General features: G+C 69.6%; 11 protein-coding genes. 4 read left to right on the top strand and 7 right to left on the bottom strand.

Annotated features, from left to right (window positions below; all coding sequences use genetic code 11):
• Positions 1 to 7: 7 nt before the first annotated feature.
• Both J2853_RS23285 and J2853_RS23280 read right to left on the bottom strand, forming a co-directional pair.
• Complete coding sequence (locus tag J2853_RS23285; protein ID WP_307561293.1) at positions 8 to 2188, bottom strand: peptidase domain-containing ABC transporter; 2181 nt, start codon at positions 2186 to 2188, stop codon at positions 8 to 10.
• A gap of 60 nt (positions 2189 to 2248) precedes the next feature.
• The gene (locus tag J2853_RS23280) at positions 2249 to 5617 is read right to left on the bottom strand and encodes a type 2 lanthipeptide synthetase LanM family protein (protein WP_307561291.1); all 3369 of its coding nucleotides are present in this window, start codon (positions 5615 to 5617) and stop codon (positions 2249 to 2251) included.
• A 312-nt stretch (positions 5618 to 5929) separates the two neighbouring features.
• On the opposite strand from J2853_RS23280, the gene J2853_RS23275 reads away from it, so the two are divergent.
• Positions 5930 to 6235: a hypothetical protein gene (locus J2853_RS23275; RefSeq protein ID WP_307561289.1), complete on the top strand. Its 306-nt coding sequence runs from the start codon at positions 5930 to 5932 to the stop codon at positions 6233 to 6235.
• Between the two features lie 28 nt (positions 6236 to 6263).
• Here the strand turns inward: J2853_RS23275 and J2853_RS23270 are convergent, their stop codons facing one another.
• Positions 6264 to 7019 (bottom strand): protein phosphatase 2C domain-containing protein, encoded by a 756-nt coding sequence (locus J2853_RS23270; protein WP_307561287.1) that lies wholly within the window; start codon positions 7017 to 7019, stop codon positions 6264 to 6266.
• A 270-nt stretch (positions 7020 to 7289) separates the two neighbouring features.
• Between J2853_RS23270 and J2853_RS23265 the strand changes: the two genes are divergently transcribed.
• Positions 7290 to 8180 carry a sulfotransferase domain-containing protein gene (locus J2853_RS23265; RefSeq protein ID WP_307561285.1) on the top strand — a complete coding sequence of 297 codons (891 nt, stop codon included), beginning with the start codon at positions 7290 to 7292 and terminating at the stop codon, positions 8178 to 8180.
• Between the two features lie 42 nt (positions 8181 to 8222).
• Here the strand turns inward: J2853_RS23265 and J2853_RS23260 are convergent, their stop codons facing one another.
• The 3 genes from J2853_RS23260 to J2853_RS23250 all read right to left on the bottom strand — a co-directional run bounded on the left by J2853_RS23260 (position 8223) and on the right by J2853_RS23250 (position 10474).
• Positions 8223 to 8627, bottom strand: a complete 405-nt coding sequence (locus tag J2853_RS23260; RefSeq protein WP_307561283.1) for a RidA family protein — start codon at positions 8625 to 8627, stop codon at positions 8223 to 8225.
• A gap of 155 nt (positions 8628 to 8782) precedes the next feature.
• On the bottom strand, positions 8783 to 9733 hold the full coding sequence (locus J2853_RS23255) for a M23 family metallopeptidase (protein WP_307561281.1): 951 nt from the start codon (positions 9731 to 9733) through the stop codon (positions 8783 to 8785).
• 240 nt (positions 9734 to 9973) lie between these two features.
• Positions 9974 to 10474, bottom strand: a complete 501-nt coding sequence (locus tag J2853_RS23250) for an ATP-binding protein (RefSeq protein ID WP_307561280.1) — start codon at positions 10472 to 10474, stop codon at positions 9974 to 9976.
• A 357-nt stretch (positions 10475 to 10831) separates the two neighbouring features.
• Between J2853_RS23250 and J2853_RS23245 the strand changes: the two genes are divergently transcribed.
• A complete protein-coding gene (locus J2853_RS23245) occupies positions 10832 to 12196 on the top strand; it encodes a helix-turn-helix domain-containing protein (protein ID WP_307561278.1) in 1365 nt (454 codons plus the stop codon).
• Positions 12193 to 13116, top strand: coding sequence for a phosphotransferase enzyme family protein (locus J2853_RS23240; RefSeq protein WP_307561276.1), 924 nt, complete (start codon positions 12193 to 12195; stop codon positions 13114 to 13116). Before J2853_RS23245 ends, J2853_RS23240 begins: the two co-directional genes overlap by 4 nt.
• A gap of 510 nt (positions 13117 to 13626) precedes the next feature.
• On the opposite strand, the gene J2853_RS23235 is transcribed toward J2853_RS23240, so the two are convergent.
• Entirely contained in the window at positions 13627 to 16002 is a 2376-nt protein-coding gene (locus tag J2853_RS23235; protein WP_307561274.1) for an ATP-binding protein, read from the bottom strand.
• Positions 16003 to 16033 lie beyond the last annotated feature (31 nt).

Genomic DNA, 16033 nt, shown 5'->3' with positions numbered 1-16033 from the left:
CGCGCAGCTAGGGGAGAGCCGGGTGCGCGACTCCGGCGTTCTCGAAGGTGGTCACATCGGCGAAAAGCTCGTGGTAGACGCCGGGCCTGTTCACCAGTTCCTCGTGTTTCCCGCGCTCGGCCACCCGGCCTTCCCGCATGACCACGATCTCGTCGGCGTTCCGGATGGCGCTGAGCCGATGCGAGATGACGATCCTGGTCACCCGCAGCGCCGACAGCGCCGCGTCGACGCGCCGTTCGGTCTCGGGGTCGAGGTGGCTCGTCGCCTCGTCGAGGATGAGCAGCCTGGGCCTGTGGACCAGCGCACGGGCGAGCGCCACGCGCTGGCGCTGCCCCGCCGACAGCGATGCCCCGCCTTCGCCGACGGTGGTCCGATACCCCATGGGCAGGCGCAGGACGTCCTCGTGCAGTCCCGCCATGGTGGCGGCGTCGGCGACGTCGGCGTCCGTGGCATCCGGGCTGCCGAGCGTGATGTTGTCGCGGATCGTGCCGTTGAACAGGGACAGCTCCTGAAGCACCGCGCCGCATCCACGGCGCAGCTCGCCGACGTCGAGGTCGTCGACGGCGATGCCGTCGTGGCGGATCGTGCCCGCCTCGGCCCGCAGCAGGCCGAGTACCAGCAGGGCCAGCGTGCTCTTCCCTGAACCGGTACGCCCGACGACGCCGAGCTTGGCCCCGGCGGGCACGGTGAACGACACGCTCCTGACCACGGGCGGCGACTCCGGCGCGTACCGGAAGGTGACGTCGCGCGCCTGTACGGAGACCGGCCTGCCGCCGGGGAGCAACTGGTCACCGCTGGCCTCGGGCGCCGAGTCGAACACGTCGTAGATGCGCTCGATCTGGCCGCGAAGCATGGAGAGAAGCTGGATGACGCCCACGAACGCCATCAACGGCGAGAGCACCGACATGGCCAGCGTGTTGGCGGCGAGCATGGAGCCCAGGGACATCTGACCGCTCAGCACCAGCCACACACCGCACCACAGCAGGGAGAGGGGAGCGAGCATGGACAGCGCCGTCTGGCCGCCCTCGAACCAGGAGGTGGCCCGGCCTCGGCGCAGCATGGCCACCTGGTAGGCGCCGAACAGCTCGTGCCAGCGCCGCCGCGCCTGCGTCTCCACCCCGTTGGCTTTGACCGGAAGCATCGCCTGGAGCGCCTCGATCAGGTAGCCCTGCTCCTCGGCGCGGGCGGTCAGCTCCCGCTGCGTGAGGACGCTCACCCGGTTGTAAGAGCTGAGCATCAGGCAGATCTGCAGGGCCGCGAGCGTGCCGACGATCAATACGTACCAGGGGCTGATAAAGGTGAGGGTCGTGACGTACACGATGAGCAGCAGCCCGTCCAGGCACATCGTCAGCGCGTGCTGGGTGACCGCCTCCCGGCCCGTCGACACGCTGCTGAGCCGCATCAACAGGTCTCCCCGGCTTCGCTGAAGGAAGAAGCCGAGCGGCAGGCGTAACAGGTGGGTGACGAACCGGCCGGTCAGCTGTTCGTCCGCGAGCGCCCGGAGCCTGAGCAGCATCCGGGACCGGAGGACGCTCAGCGCTCCCTGCATGACGGTGATCCCGAGGACCGCGGCGCCCAGCACCCCGAGCAGGTCGTGGCGTCCGTCGGGCACCAGATGGTCGACGACCACCTTGGTGGCCAACGGCAGCGACAGCCCGAGCACCTGCAGGGCGGCGGCCAGGAGCAGGATGCCGAGCAGGATGCGGCGCCCGCCGGCCACGCCGATGAACTCGCGCAGGTATCGCATGAGCATTCTCCGCCGCAGCGGGGTGTGGCGCCGGACGAAGTCCTCTCCGGGCCGGGCATCGATCACAACCCCGCCGTACTGCTCGGCGAACTCCTCGCGGGAGAGGGAGCGCCGTCCTTTCGCGGGATCGACGACGCGTACCCGGGTCCGGCCGGCCCGCTCCACCACGACGTAGTGGTGCTTCTCCCAGTAGGCGATGACGGGGTTCTCCAGCGGCGTCGCGAGCAGGTCCTCGACGCGCTCCACGGTGGCCCGCATCCCGTGCTGTTCGGCCGCCGCGACGAGACTCGCCGGCGAGACGCCGTCGCGGCCGGGATCGAGCAGGTCCCGGCACCCGGAGACCGACGTGTCCCTGCCGTGGTAGCTGAGCACCATGGCGAGGCATGCCGCGCCGCACTCGGTACGGGTCATCTGGAGGCGGACGGGAACACGGTGGCGCACGGCTTCTCCTCGGAGGAAACGCGGGACGACGGCAACGGCGGCACGGCAGGCGGCGCGGGATCAGCCGATCGGCGGTTCAAGGAGGAGCACCGACGGCACCCGGTCAGGGAAGGCGTGGCGCAGCAGGCCGTGCCCGATGCCGGCGAGCCCGCTCATCAGGCCGGGAGTGGGCACTCCGGCAGGTGTGCCGCAACGCGGGCCGGATTCGAGCTGGTCCAGCACCACCCCGAGGCGACGGTCGCGCGCTTCGACCAGGTCGGTACGGCCGGCGGCGATCATCGTGGTGACCAGTTCGAGGTTGCCGAGTTCCCCGTGGCAGAGGCTGTGCCCGCCCAGCGCCGCCGGACTGGCCAGGAACGATGCCAGCGCGAGATCGAGATCGGCCGTCAGCGCCTGGGCGTCGGCCGCGAGACCGTCGGCGACCCCCCGCCGCAGCAGGTCGGCGCGGGCCAGGCCGATGCCCGGCGCGCCGTGACACCACGCCTGCATGGAAGCGGGCGCCGTGTCGTCGGCGCGTTCTCCGGGAATGTCCCGATAATCGGGCCAGTTGCGGACGCGCGGGTCGTACAGGTCACGTTCGTAGGCGAAGGCGGCACGCGCGGTCTCGGCGTAGCGCGCACCCGCCGTGGCGCCGTCCGGCGTCGCGGCGAAGCGTGACAGCGCCCAGCCGATGCCGGCGCCCCCGTGCGAGAAGCCGGTGAGGGGCAGGGAGGACGATATCGCGCCCGGCCAGGCGACACCTCGCCGTTGCGGTCGAGCGGTCTCGACCAGGCGGTCGGCGCACGCGCGTGCCAGCCGTAGGGCGACGGGCAGCCCCGTCGCCTCGTGTACGGCCAGCAACGCGCAGAGAGCGCCGGCGGAGCCGCCGATGACGTCGAACATCTCGTCGATCGGGATGGATTCGGTCAGTGAGGTCACCAGCGGTTCGATCGCGTCTCCCAGGGAGGGGTCGCCGAGTTCCCGCGTCAGGTGCGTGAGCGCGTACGCCAGACCGCCGTATCCGGAGAACGGGCCGCACGTCGTCATGGGGGTACCGGCCGGTGCGTTCACGACAGAGTCGACGATCTCCGGCAACGGTGTCAGGGCGCGGCGGGCCAGGTCGGCGTAGCGATCGTCACCGAGGACGGACGCGGCCTGGGCCAGGAACAACGCGACACCGGGAATCCCGCTGTAGAGGTCGAGCCGTAGCGGATTGACCATCCACTGGGATTCCTGAATGAGATCGATGCCGAGCCAGTTCACCCGCGAGCCGTCGGCGTGCGCGATCGCGGCCACCTGGTCCGCGATGCCTCGCACGGCGGCGAGGACACGCTCGTGGTCGAGCGCCACGGGAGACGGGGGAACGGCCGGCTCAACCGGAACCGGAACCGGGCCGGCGCCGACGAGGGCGGCCTGGTCGGGGCGGGTCGCCATCGACGCCTCGATGATCCACTCCTGCTGGGCCCGGTCGCGCGCCCCCATCGCCCGGACCTTGTCCATCGCGTGCGTCAGACTGTCGTGGTCCAGCACGCCGGGCATTCTCACGCCCCGGCCGTTCCACAGGTCTCGCGTCGCCGGGCGGGTGGTGAACATCGGGATGTCCCCCGACCACAGCTCCTCGCTCTCGACGGGCACCAGCGGGCGACGGATCGGATCGTCGGCCGCGAACCCCCAGAGGAAGTCGAAGACGCGCTCACGGTCGAGGGCGTCGCGCAGCACATCCGGATGGGTGGACTCCAAGAGCAGCGTTCCGTAGAGCCGGGTCGCCCGCATCACCACGCGGATCTCGTCGTCGGCGAAGCGTTCCAGCAGGCCGCCGGGGCCGACCAGCTCGGAACGGTGGGCGACGATGGCCTCGTACCCGTCCCGGAACCCGGAGATCAGCTCGCTCACGAAGTGCGCGGGGTTGACCACGTGGCCGTCGACGCTCGGGCGGTTCTGGCTGCCGGGGAAGAGGATGTTCTCGCGGGTGAGGTGCATCTCGTCGGTCCCGGAGCCGCCCCAGCCGACGACCTTGAACGGCAGCGGCTGTCCCGCGTCGCCCCCCACCCCGCCCATGTCGATGGCGTCGCCGTCCTCGCCCCACAGGACGGACGGCAGCAACCCGATACGGGAAACGGACTCCGTCAGCACGGAGACGGCCGGGTCGCCGTTCATCCAGTCCAGCCCCGAAGGGCGCGGAACTCTCGGGTGGAACACCGCCTCGAGGTCCACCAGGACCGGCTGGTCCCCGTTCGCGATGAGGTTCTCGTAGTGGAAGTCGGCTCCGTCGAGGGCGTAGAGCAGTGCCAGCAGGGCGCCTTGGCGGCGGTAGAACAAGCGGGCCCCGTCGACGTTCTCGCAGGGGCTGTGCTCGACGAACTCCACCCAGCCGTACCGGCCGCGGTCCACGACGACGAGGGACCGCAGGCCGTAGCCCGGAAGGCGCTCGTCCAGCCAGCGGATCACGTCGTTCACGTGCCGGTGCACCGCCAGCGGACGCGGCTTGTACACCAGGCGGGCACCGTCGGCGAACCGCAGCAGCCCCACCGACCGACCGCCCTGGTGCAGGTCGCCGGTCCCGCCCATGTGCACCTCCACCAGACGGCCGGGATCCTCGCCGCCGAGCACCGAGGTGACGATCTCGGCACGGTCTTCGGCCAGCCTGACCAGCAGCTCGTGGTACGCCTCCACCGCCTGGTCGCAGGCCTGGGCGAGCAGCCGCGCCAGGACCACGTACTCGGACATCAAGCCCGCCAGCGCGTCCCTGGTGGAGTAGTGCTCGACAAAGGACCAGAACCGTTCCCGCGCCGTCTCGCCGCGCAGCCGATCGGTGACGCGCATCACGTTCAGCTCCAGAACCAGCGTGCGGCCTGCCAGCGTGGTCAGTTGCTGCCCCAGTTGCGTGGCCAGCTGATGGCTCAGATGGTGCACGTCGACCAGATCGTCCATTCCGTCGTCATGCACGGCGGCGACGAGGCGGCCGACGGCGACGCGGAGGAACGGGGAGACGATCTTCATGAAGCCGAGCTGCCAGGCCGACTCCTCATCCGACGGAGGAATCTCCTCGGGACGCATCGCGGACTCGGCGGGCATCGCGCGGAGCACCGCCTCGACCGTCTCGGCCCAGGCCGGTCGGCCCGTCGTCGGCGCCGCCCGGTCGGCGAGGTCCCTCGGGTCCTCCGCGAGCAGCGCGAGCAGCCTGTCGGTGTCCAGTCCACGTTCGTCCAGCAGCCTGGCGAAGTAGCCGTCCTTCCCCAGCCCGGGAGATTCCCTCCAGCGCCCCAGCCTGCGCCGTGCCCGCTCCAGGCGCTCGTCCTGCGCCGGTCGCGCGGGCTGTCCGGACAGCCGGAGCCGCTCCGCCAACGTGAGGCCCGCCGCCCACCAGTGCGGTGGCAGCACGGCCGCCGTGTCCTGAGCCGGTGAACCGGGGACAGGTGACCGCGCGTCGACAGAACCAGCCTGGGGCATGGCGATTCCTCACTGATCGATCCAGCAGAGCCGAAACCCCGGACCACGGCATCGCCTCCGGCCCAGGGCCGAAATCAGAATGAGTCTGCTTGTGCCGGGGAACATCCGTTGAACTACGTAGTGTCGGTAGAAATACGTAGTCAGACGCGTCCACCGTGCCGACCTCGCCGGCCGGCGGAGTACCGCCGCGGTCCGTCGATCCTCCGGGCGCCGGGCTGACGCATGCGGACGTCCGTGTACCGGTCGGCCGAAAGTGGTTCAAAGGAGGTGCGGGTGACATCCTGGAAGGACTCAACCTCGAGGAGATCAGCGGTGACCCACCCTTCGACCACGCGGCTCGCGACCGGGCGCACCCCTCTCAGCGCGGAGGAGAAGGCCCGGGCCGAGGCGAACTTCGCCACCCTCGTCGCTCAGCAACTCGTCGCCAACGGACGGTTCAGGGTGAGCGCCGACACCCCGGAGATGGTGGAGCTGTTCCAGGGGGTCGCCCGCAGGGTGGGTGAGACGCTCCGGCGGCCCGTGGTCAGCTACGCCAACGGCAGGTACATCGTGATCGGCTTCGGCCAGGAGGAGGCCCACGGTCTCACCGGGCAGGACGGCGGCTCGACGCGGGAGTGACCGTCGGACGTCATCCGTCCGCGCCTGATCACCAGGAGACCCACGCCGCCGTCGCGTCATCGTGCCGCTTCGCGAGGCCCGGCGTGCCCCTCCGCGTCTCCTCTCGCCGCACCTGGGCGATCAGCTCCGCGGGTCCGGCGGTGGCAGCCGTGATCACCGCCTGTTCCCAGGAGAGGTCGTACCACTCCATCAGCCGCGTCACGCCGTCGGTGACCAGCAGCGCGCCGCTCACCGTGCCCAGTTCGGCCGACCCCGTCAGCGCCTCGTACGCGGCTTCCGGCACCGTGGAGGCGACCCAGAATCCTCCCGCCCGGTTCCGCGACGAGCGGACCAGTTCGAGACCGTACGGGCGCCCGCCGGGGAGACGGTCGGTGCGGTCGTCGTCGATCAGGGTGAGCGTGCCGTCCGTGCGCCGGAGCACGATGGGCGAGTCGCACAGCACCAGGTAGTCCACCAGCCCGTCACGCTCGCGCAGGACCGCCACCGTGGAGGACGGGCTGTCAGGGTTGGTCAGATCGCAGGTGCCGGCATGGGCCGTCATCGTCGCCCGGATGGCGTCGGCCACGACAACGGGCAGGCTCTCCTTGGGCCGTGTCGCGAGCCGGTGGGCCAGCGCACCGCCGAGCCGGGTGACCAGCCACGGGACGTCATGCCGGCAGCCGGAGTCGACCCCGGCCGGGGCCGTGGCACCGTCGAGAACGGCGACCCACGTCGGGCCGCCGATCACGTAGTCCTCGTTGTGCGGGCGACCGGGCGCCGCCGCGGTCTCGTAGGTGATGCGCACGCGTGTCCTCGCCGGGGATGATGTGCTTCGTTCTTGAATTGTGCCTGTTCAACGGAGTGACGGCGCGACTCCTCCGGGCTGTCGATCGGTGAGTCGCCCCGAGTCCGGCGAGGACCTTGAGGCGCTCCGGCTTTCGCGGAGTCGCCGGTGAGTACGAGAGGATCAGGCCCGATTGCCCGGCCGCCCCGGTTGAGGACGTACCGCCCCGCGCGCGGCCCGGGGCGTCGCCGTCACCGCCGTCGAGCCGGATCCGAAGGCAGGAGAAAGCGAATGATCGAACCCCCCGTGAAATACGTGTCCTCTGAGGAGGACAGCGCCCGGTGGGACGGGTTCCCGTTCCGGCAGGGCGACATCGTGATCAGCACGCGTTCGAAGAGCGGTACGACGTGGATGCAGATGATCTGCGCACTGCTGATCTTCCAGACCCCCGGGCTGCCGAAGCCGTTACCGGAGATGTCGCCGTGGCTGGACCACCTGGTCACCGCGAAAGACGAGGTGTACGGGCTCCTTGCGGCTCAGCGGCACCGCCGGTTCATCAAAACGCACACCCCGCTCGACGGGATTCCCCTCGACGAGCGGGCCACTTATGTCGTGGTGGCGCGTCATCCGCTCGACATGGCCGTGTCCCTCTACCACCAGGGCGACAACCTCGACCGCGAACGGATCCGGATGCTCACGAACCAGTCGGAGCCGTCCGGACCGCCGCCGCCGACCCCGCCGTTGCGCGAGTGGTTGCTCCGCTGGGTGGACAAGGACGTGTCGCCCAGGGCGGCGATGGACTCGTTGCCGGGAGTGATGTGGCACCTGTCGGACGCCTGGACGCGTCGTCTTCGACAGCCGAACGTCGTCCTGGTGCACTACGACGACCTGTTGTCCGATCTGGCCGGCGAGATGCGCGGGCTCGCTCGATCGCTGGACATCCAGGTGCCGGAGGAAGAATGGCCGAGGCTGGTGGAGTCCGCGACCTTCACCAGCATGCGGTCCCGCGCCGATGAGCTCGCGCCGAATCATTCCGGTGTCCTCAAGGACACCGCCGCGTTCTTCCGTCGCGGCGCGTCCGGTTCGGGTCGCGAGCTTCTCTCCGATGACGAACTGGCCCGTTACCACGAGCGGGTGAGCCGGCTGGCTCCACCGGATCTCCTGGAGTGGCTGCACCGCTGAACCGGTGGGGTGTTCACCCGCCCGGCATCCCGGCTCGGGCCGTCATTCGCCCCGGACCGCGGCGACCGCCTCGATCTCGATCAGGATGTCCGGCCGGAAAAGGCCCGCGACCTGCACGAGTGAGCTCGTCGGCGGCCGTTCCAGGTTGACGAACTCGTCGCGTACGGCCCGGATCACGGGCAGGGCCGAGGTGTCGACGACAAAGATCGTGAGCTTGAACACGTCGTCCCAGGTCGCGCCGCCCGCCTTGAGCGCGGCTCCGACGTTCTGCATGGTCAGGCGCGTCTGGGCCTCCCAGTCGTCGGCGGCGGCGGGCGTGCCGTCCGCGGCGATCGGGACCTGACCCGAGGTCCAGACAAGCCGGCTCCCCGGCTGGACGCCGGCGACATGGCTGTACCCGTTGGTCGGCGGCAGCGTCGGCGGAGTGCCGAACTCGATGTGTGTCATGCGTGATCCTCTCAGATGGGGTCGTGCCCGTTCAGGAGCCGTGTCGTTCGAGTTCCACGGCCCGGGTGAGGACGCCGGCGGGCGGTCGCCCGTGCCGAGCGCGGGAAGGCCACTCCCGGTCGACCGGGAGTGGCCTTCTCAGCGAACGCGAACGGTCAGCCGCAGTGCTCGAAGGGGCTGTCGTAGACGGCGGAGCCCGCCTTGCCGCCCCACTTGACGCACTGCTTCGCGCCGGCGGCCGTCACCGGGCCGGCGTAGTAGTCGTAGTTGCCCGAGTCGGTGATCCGGGACTTGCCCTTCACCTCCAGGTAGGCCGACGCGGCGCTGCCCTTGCCGAGGGACGCGCTCTTCATCGTGGTCACGCAGTTTTTGCCGGTGGACTTGTTGAAGAGCAGGTACACCTTGCCGGCCGAGCCGAGGGCGGCCGAGTCGATCACGGCGTATCCGCTGCCGCAGGCCTTCTCGGGGGTGTAGGGGTTGGTGCTCCCGCCGCCGGTGCTCCCGCCGCCGCCGGTGCTGCCGCCACCGCAGTTCTTCGAGGTCAGGGTCTGCCCGGGGTAGCCGAACGTGGCGCCGTTGAAGACGGCCTTCTGGACGTTCGCGGGGTAGGAACCGCTCGTGCGCACCTCGAAGTGCAGGTGAACGGGGAGGCTGTCGCCCGGCCTGGTGGTGTTGCCGACCTGGCCGATCTTCTGCCCCGCGGCGACGTGGGCGCCGACGCTCACCGATCGCACCTGCAGGTGCGCGTAGTAGGTCGACCAGCCACCGCCGTGGTCGATCTTGACCAGGTTGCCGAAACCGTTCGTCGAACCCTGGTTGGCCGAGGTGACGACCGTGCCGGCGGCGGCGGCGACCACGGTGTCGCCGAGATCGGCGCTCGCCGAGCCGCCCCGGTTGAAGTCGATCTCCCACGACCGGTGGGCATAACTGCCGCTCGTACCGGCCCATTTCTGGCCGCAGGGGAAGGGCAGCTGGAAATTCGGTCGTGCGGCGGTCGTGCTGACCGCATCCGCTGTGCCGGCCGCGCCGGCTGCGGGCGCCAGTGTGACGGCGCCCACCAGGCTGAGCAGCAGGGCCGCCCCTGCCGTAAAACCTCTGATCTTCACGCGGATCCTTCCTCGCGCCCGTTGCGACCTTCTTAGGTTTTCCAGAACGGCACCCTAGGGGATCTTGCTGACATATAACGCCTATTCGGACGTACAGAAAACATCGAATGGGACACAACTAGCTGTGACCGGAGGAGCGGGCGAACGACCGTTGTCACTCGGCGGAAGGCGGCCTCCCGGCGTGCCCGCCGTGGCCGCGTTCAAGGCACGCGCCGCCGACGGCGGCGTGCCATGTGAAGATCAGGTCCAGCGGCGTCGTGTGGGCAGGTCGAACCAGACGCCGGTTCCGCTCTGCCCGGTGCCGCACAGCCGGGTCCACTGGGCGCCGCACTGCCCGTGGGTGAGCTCGGCGACGATCCGCAGGCCCCGCCCGCCGAGTTCCAGCTCGTCGATGCGGTCGGGGATGCTGAACGGGCGGTTCAGGAGGTGTTCGACCAGGGTGGAGCCCGTACCGGCGTCGACCACCTCGGCCCTGATCGGCAGGCCGTCGTCGTGCAGGATGCGGAGCTCGTAGGGGCCGGGGGCGTAGGCGGCCGCGTTGGTGGCCAGCTCGGTGACCACGACCTCGAGTTCGGCGATCGCGTCGACGGAGAGAGGGAGCCGGGACAATCGATCGCGGAGCAGATTGCGGGCGCGACGGGCCGCGCTGTCGGGAGGCAGGCACCAGGCGATCATCCGGAAGCGGCTGCGGTGCTTGCCGGGCGCGCATGGGTTCGGGGCGGGAGCCTGCTCGGTGAGCATCGTTGCTCCTGTGAGGTAGGGGACGGGAACGTTGCACCGCCGGCCGGAGCCTGGGTGCCGGCATCGGTGAGAGGCCGAATCCCGGATACCGGCCCTGGGACGTATCCCTGCCGGAACCGAGGGAAGCGCTGGATGTGGACGATCTAGATGGATGGGCGCAGCCTGATTACGATCTGGTTGCGATCCTGTGCCACGGGGCCGATGTACGGAAAGTTGCTGAACTCATACTCTCCGCATGTCACGTCGGTGATCAGTCGCGCCGATTACCTTGAGTGATCGGTCCTGCCGATACGGCTACGGACGTGGTGGGGCCTGGCTACCGTGACGTCAAAGCAACTCGGCCGTGGAAGGGTCGGCATGAACGTCAGCCATGCGAATGAGCAGCAAATCGACCCCGTCGTCTGGGAACGTCCGCAGATGCGGCAGGCCCTGGCGGCCAGGGACATGGCCGCCGTCTATGGACTGCTGCAACGAATCGGGATCTCCCAGCGCCATATAGCCGCGCTCACGGCGCAGTCCCAGTCGGAGATCTCCGAGATCCTCAAGGGCCGTCAGGTGATGGCGTACGAGGTGCTGGGCCGGATCGCCGACGGGCTGGGAGTCCCGCGCGGCTACATGGGCCTGGCCTATGACGCCTCGTCGGCCAGGCTCGCCGGGGCGGCGGTGTCCGACCATCGCGGCGATCCCGATGAGGACGAGCAGGTACGGCGCATGCTCGCGCACGCCGCACAGGTCACCATCGGCGTGGCGACCGGAGACGCGGAGGAATGGGCGGAGCCGCTGGCGCCGGTGGAGACCCCGGCCCCGCACCGGATCGGCATGGCCGATGTCGAGCAGGTCGAGACGGTGACCCGCACGCTGCGAGCCCTGGACTACAAACACGGGGGTGGGGTCTGCCGGGACGCGGTGGTGGCTCAGCTGGCATGGTCGCAGCGGCTGCTGCACGCCTCGTACGCGGAGAACGTCGGTCTCCGGTTGCACGAGGCGCTGGCGGATCAGCACAACCTGGCGGGCTGGACCTCCTTCGACGTCGGGCTGTACGGCTCGGCCAGAAGCCATCTGGCTCGCGCGCTGGAGCAGGCCAAGCACGCCAGAAACTCCTCGCTGGCGGCCAACGTCCTGTATCGAATGGGTCGCGTCCACCTCCACTGCGACCGGGTCCTGGACGCGCTGCGGTTCTTCCAGCTGGGGCAGATCTGCGCGCAGGACGCCAGCTGTGAGCGGACCGTGGCGATGCTCTGCGCCAACGAGGCATGGGCTTACGCCCTGCTGGGCGACAGCGAGCTCGCCCTCAAGTCGATCAGCAGGGCACGCGACGAGCTGGCTCGTGCCAGCGCCCGCGACCGCAAGCCCCCGGTGTGGGTGAGCTTCTTCGGCACCGCCGACCTCGACGCCACGAACGGCATGGTCTACGCGGGCCTCACCGACGCCCACCTCGAAACCGCCGCGCAGCTGCTCACCAACGCGATAGAGGGCCGCGACCTGAGCATGACCAGGAGCAGGGCCTTCGAGCTGACCGCCCTCGCGACGGTCCAGCTCAGAGCCGGTGACATGAGTGCCGGAATCGCCACCGGCCAGGAGGCCGTCGCGCTGGCGGCCCAGATCCGTTCCGCGAGGATCATCGATCGCCTCGCACCCCTGGAAGACGCCGCCACACGGCGGACACATAACTGCGACGCCCAAGGCCTCGCCCGGAGCATCTCGGAAGTGCGCGCGGCATGACGACGACCACCGACACAACGACCACCGACTACACGGGAGGGCTCACCTATGACCGGCTCCATTTCCTGCTGGAAATCGTCTGCGACCGGGTAGGACTCGCACCCGGCGGCGCCGAGCTGATCAAGTTCACCAACAACGCGGTCTTCCGCCTCCACCGGGCGCCCGTCGTGGTGCGCATCGCCGGATCCACCGCCGTCCAGGAAAGCGTGCCGACGGTGGTGCGGGCCGCCCGCTGGCTGGCCGGTCATGATTTTCCGGCGGTACGGCTCCTGCCCGGCTGTGAGCAGCCGATGCGGGTGGAAGGTCACCTGGTCACCCTGTGGGAGTACGTCCCCGAGGTGGGGCCCCGTCCCGGTGGCGCGGACGTGGCGGTCCTGCTCAGGCGCCTGCACGCGCTTCCCGGCTCGCCGCAGGACCTTCCGATGTGGAGGCCGATGGCCGAGATCCGCCAGCGGCTGGCCGAACCGGAGGATCTGTCCTCCGTCGATCACGCGTTCCTGCTGGACGAGTGCGACGAGGTCGAAGAGCGGCTCGCCATGATCGACTACGTGCTCCCTCCGGGAGTGATCCACGGAGACGTGTTCCTGGGCAACGTCATCGCCGGCCCCGGCGGGCCGGTGTTATGCGACTTCGACGGCATGACGATCGGCCCGCGCGAATGGGATCTGACCCCGGTGGCGGTCGGCAGCCTGCGGATGGACTATCCCAAGGACGAGCACACACCGCTCGCCGAGGGGTACGGCTTCGACGTGACCCGGTGGGAGGGGTTCCCGGTGCTGCGGCGCCTTCGGGAGCTCAAGCTGGTGACCAGCGTCCTGCCCATCCTGCGCAGCAACCCCGGGATACGGCCGCAGTGGGAGAACCGCATGTACAGCTTCAAGGCCCGCGATCTGGCGGCCAGGTGGCAGCCGTACCGGTAAGTGATCTTCCTTACCTACGTACTGCGAAACGGGTATCGAGATGGGGATTCCTCCCGTCCCGTTTCGGCGCCGATGGAGACAAGGCTTGCTGTTCAGGCATCGATATCCGGCCCGCACGGGCAGTACGAAAGGAGTTTCGCACAGTGAGCCAGATCCAGATCCGCAAGCGCCGAGGCCTCCTCAAAGCCGTCTCGCTGGACCTGCGGACTCCGTCGGGGCGGCCGATGCCGTACTAACGCTCTTGCTGTAGCCCTTGCTTTCCCGAATCCCCCGCCCCACCGGGACGCCGGAGCCGATGAGGTCACCACTATGGGTCGGCTCCGGCGTCTCGTGTACTTTCCATTACGGACGCGGCATCGCACGTGTGTTTCCCGTTGTGCGTGCGGACGACCCGGGTGCTCCCGGACGCGGCCGGACTCGGGCGTCTCCTGCTCGCGGACCGTCACGAATCGCCTACTCCCCGCTACGGGCGCGACCTGAACGAGTGCCCTGGGCATGGGCATGAACCGGTCAGGCGGAGTCACCCGGGTCGCGCTGATCGTCCTGCGTCGTCCGGTTCCAGTCGCCGACCCAGACCGCGATCTGGGCGCGTGAGGTGAAGCCGAATTTGCTCAGGATGTGCTCGATGTGGCCCTCGGCGGTGCGCTGGGCGATCACCAGGGACGCCGCGATCTCCTTGTTGCTCATGCCCTGGGCGACGAGCTGGGCGATCTCCATTTCCCTGCGGGTGAGCAACGACGGTCGTACGGCCTCGTCGGTCTGCCCGTTCCCGGGGGCTTCCTCCCCGAGGGCGTAGGCGAGTGCCTCGTCGTAGGGGAGCCGGGCACCTCGTTCGACGGCCGTGGAGAAGGCCGACTCTCCCAGGGCCTGGCGGGCACGGGACTCGCATTCGTCGTGGTAGTGGATCAGGTGAGTGAATCCGGACAGCGGTGTTCCGATCGCCTCCCAGACGGTCCGCAGGATTCCCAGCAGCCGGGCCGCCTTGCGGTACTGGCGCTCCGTGGCGGCGACCCAGGCCAGTACCTCCAGGCTGATCGCGACCCCCAGGGAGTCGTTGAGAGAGCGGTTGAACCTCAGGCTCTTCTTCTCCAGGTCGACCGCGCGCTGGACGTCGCCCTGACGCCAGGCCTCGACGCCGAGCGCCATCATCGCGTACGCCCTGTGCCAGCTCTCCCCGTGGGCGTCGCACAACGCCAGGCACTCCTCACCCACGGAGATCGCACGTGAGGAGTCACCGACAAGGGAGTGGGACAGGGAGAGCCGGATGAGCGCCAGCGCCAGGCCCGCCAGGTTGCCCGCGGCGCGATGGCGGGTCACCGCCTCCTCGTAGAGCGCGATCGAGGATTTGACGTCTCCCTCGTTCGCGGCCACCATTCCGAAATAGAGCGCGACGTAGGCGAGGACCGATTCCTGTCCCAGCCGCTCTCCGATGACCCGGCTCTCCTCCAGCATCACGGCGGCGGTGGGGATGTCGTCCTGAAGGACGGCCAGCCAGCCGTTGGCCCACAGCGCCCGGGCCCGGGCCTCGCTCGGTTCGGTGTCGGCGGCGAGCGCCTGATCCAGCCAGCGGCGTCCCTCTCCGAGGTAGTAGCTGGTGATCCAGTGATAGAGCAGGTCGGAGGCCATGTCCAGGCCGGTCGCGACCTCTCCCGATTCGGTGGAGCAGTACTCCAGGGCGGCGCGCAGATTGGCGTGTTCACGCTGCAACCTGCTGAACCAGGCCACCTGGGACGGGCCGAACAGCCGGTTGTACGCCTCGGAGGACAGCCTCCGGTAGTAGTCGCGGTGCCGTCGCCGCAGTGCTCCCTCCTCCCCGGACTCTCGCAGCCGGTCGCGGCCGTACTGCCGGATCGTCTCCAGCAGCCGGTACCGCACCCCCGACGGATACTCCTCCCGGACCAGGACGGACTTGTCCACCAGCCCGATCACCAGGTCGACGATCTCCCCGGAGGCGATGCCGTCCCCGGAGCAGACCGTCTCGGCGGCCTCAAGATCCAGATCGCCCGCGAACACCGAGACCCGCTCCCACAGTGCCCGCTCCTGGTCGGTGCACAGGGCGTAGCTCCAGTCGATCAGGGCGCGCAACGTCTGATGGCGGGGCAGCACCGCCCGCGAACCGGAGGTGAGCAGCCGGAACCGGTCGTCCAGCCGGTTGAACAACTGCTGGACGGACATCGCCCGCAGCCGCACGGCCGCCAGCTCGATCGCGAGGGGAAGGCCGTCCAGGCGGCGGCAGATGCCCTCCACCGCCTCCCGGTTGTCGTCGGTGACGGCGAAATCGGCCAGGACGGCCCCGGCCCGCTCGGCGAACAACCGCACCGCGTCGGACTGCGCGAGCGCCTCGGTGGACGGCCGCACGAGACCGGAGTCCGGCAGCGCCAGCGGCGGCACGGTCAGCGTGTGCTCGCCGTCGACGCCCAGCGTCTGCCGGCTGGTGACGAGGACCCGCAGGTCGGGGGCGGCACGCACCAGCGTTTCGGTCATCACTGCACAGTCGTGGAGCAGGTGCTCGCAGTTGTCGAGGATGATCAGTGCCTGCTTGTCCCGCAGGTGATCGGTGAGCACCTTCAGGGGCGGCCGGGGAGAGCGGTCCCGGATCTCCAGGGCCTCCGCCACCGTCTGGACGAGCAGTTCCGGTTCGTCCAGCGCGGCGAGTTCGACCAGCCATACCCCGTTGCGGAAGGCCCGCCGCACATCGGCCGCGACCCGCAGGGCCAGCCGGGTCTTCCCCACTCCGCCCGCCCCGGTGAGCGTCACCACATGTGCTCCGGACAGCAGACGTTTGACCTCGGCCACCTCGTGCCGACGCCCCACGAAACTGGTCACCTCGGCCGGCAGCCTCTGTGCTCGCAGCCGTTTGGAGGTGGCCGGTGCCAACGCATCCATCAGCGCCTCACGCCGGCTTCGGCCAGTGGAT

Origin of the sequence: Streptosporangium lutulentum (assembly GCF_030811455.1) — a bacterium.
Lineage (GTDB): Bacteria > Actinomycetota > Actinomycetes > Streptosporangiales > Streptosporangiaceae > Streptosporangium > Streptosporangium lutulentum.
This window is presented reverse-complemented; position numbering and strand designations above follow the sequence as displayed.

Bases quoted from the DNA above. Each gene is read 5' to 3' on its own strand.
- J2853_RS23280 (WP_307561291.1), bottom strand. From the start codon at position 5,617: ATGCCCCAGGCTGGTTCTGTCGACGCGCGGTCACCTGTCCCCGGTTCA.
- J2853_RS23240 (WP_307561276.1), top strand. From the start codon at position 12,193: ATGACGACGACCACCGACACAACGACCACCGACTACACGGGAGGGCTC.
- J2853_RS23250 (WP_307561280.1), bottom strand. From the start codon at position 10,474: ATGCTCACCGAGCAGGCTCCCGCCCCGAACCCATGCGCGCCCGGCAAG.
- J2853_RS23235 (WP_307561274.1), bottom strand. From the start codon at position 16,002: ATGGATGCGTTGGCACCGGCCACCTCCAAACGGCTGCGAGCACAGAGG.
- J2853_RS23245 (WP_307561278.1), top strand. From the start codon at position 10,832: ATGAACGTCAGCCATGCGAATGAGCAGCAAATCGACCCCGTCGTCTGG.
- J2853_RS23260 (WP_307561283.1), bottom strand. From the start codon at position 8,627: ATGACACACATCGAGTTCGGCACTCCGCCGACGCTGCCGCCGACCAAC.
- J2853_RS23265 (WP_307561285.1), top strand. From the start codon at position 7,290: ATGATCGAACCCCCCGTGAAATACGTGTCCTCTGAGGAGGACAGCGCC.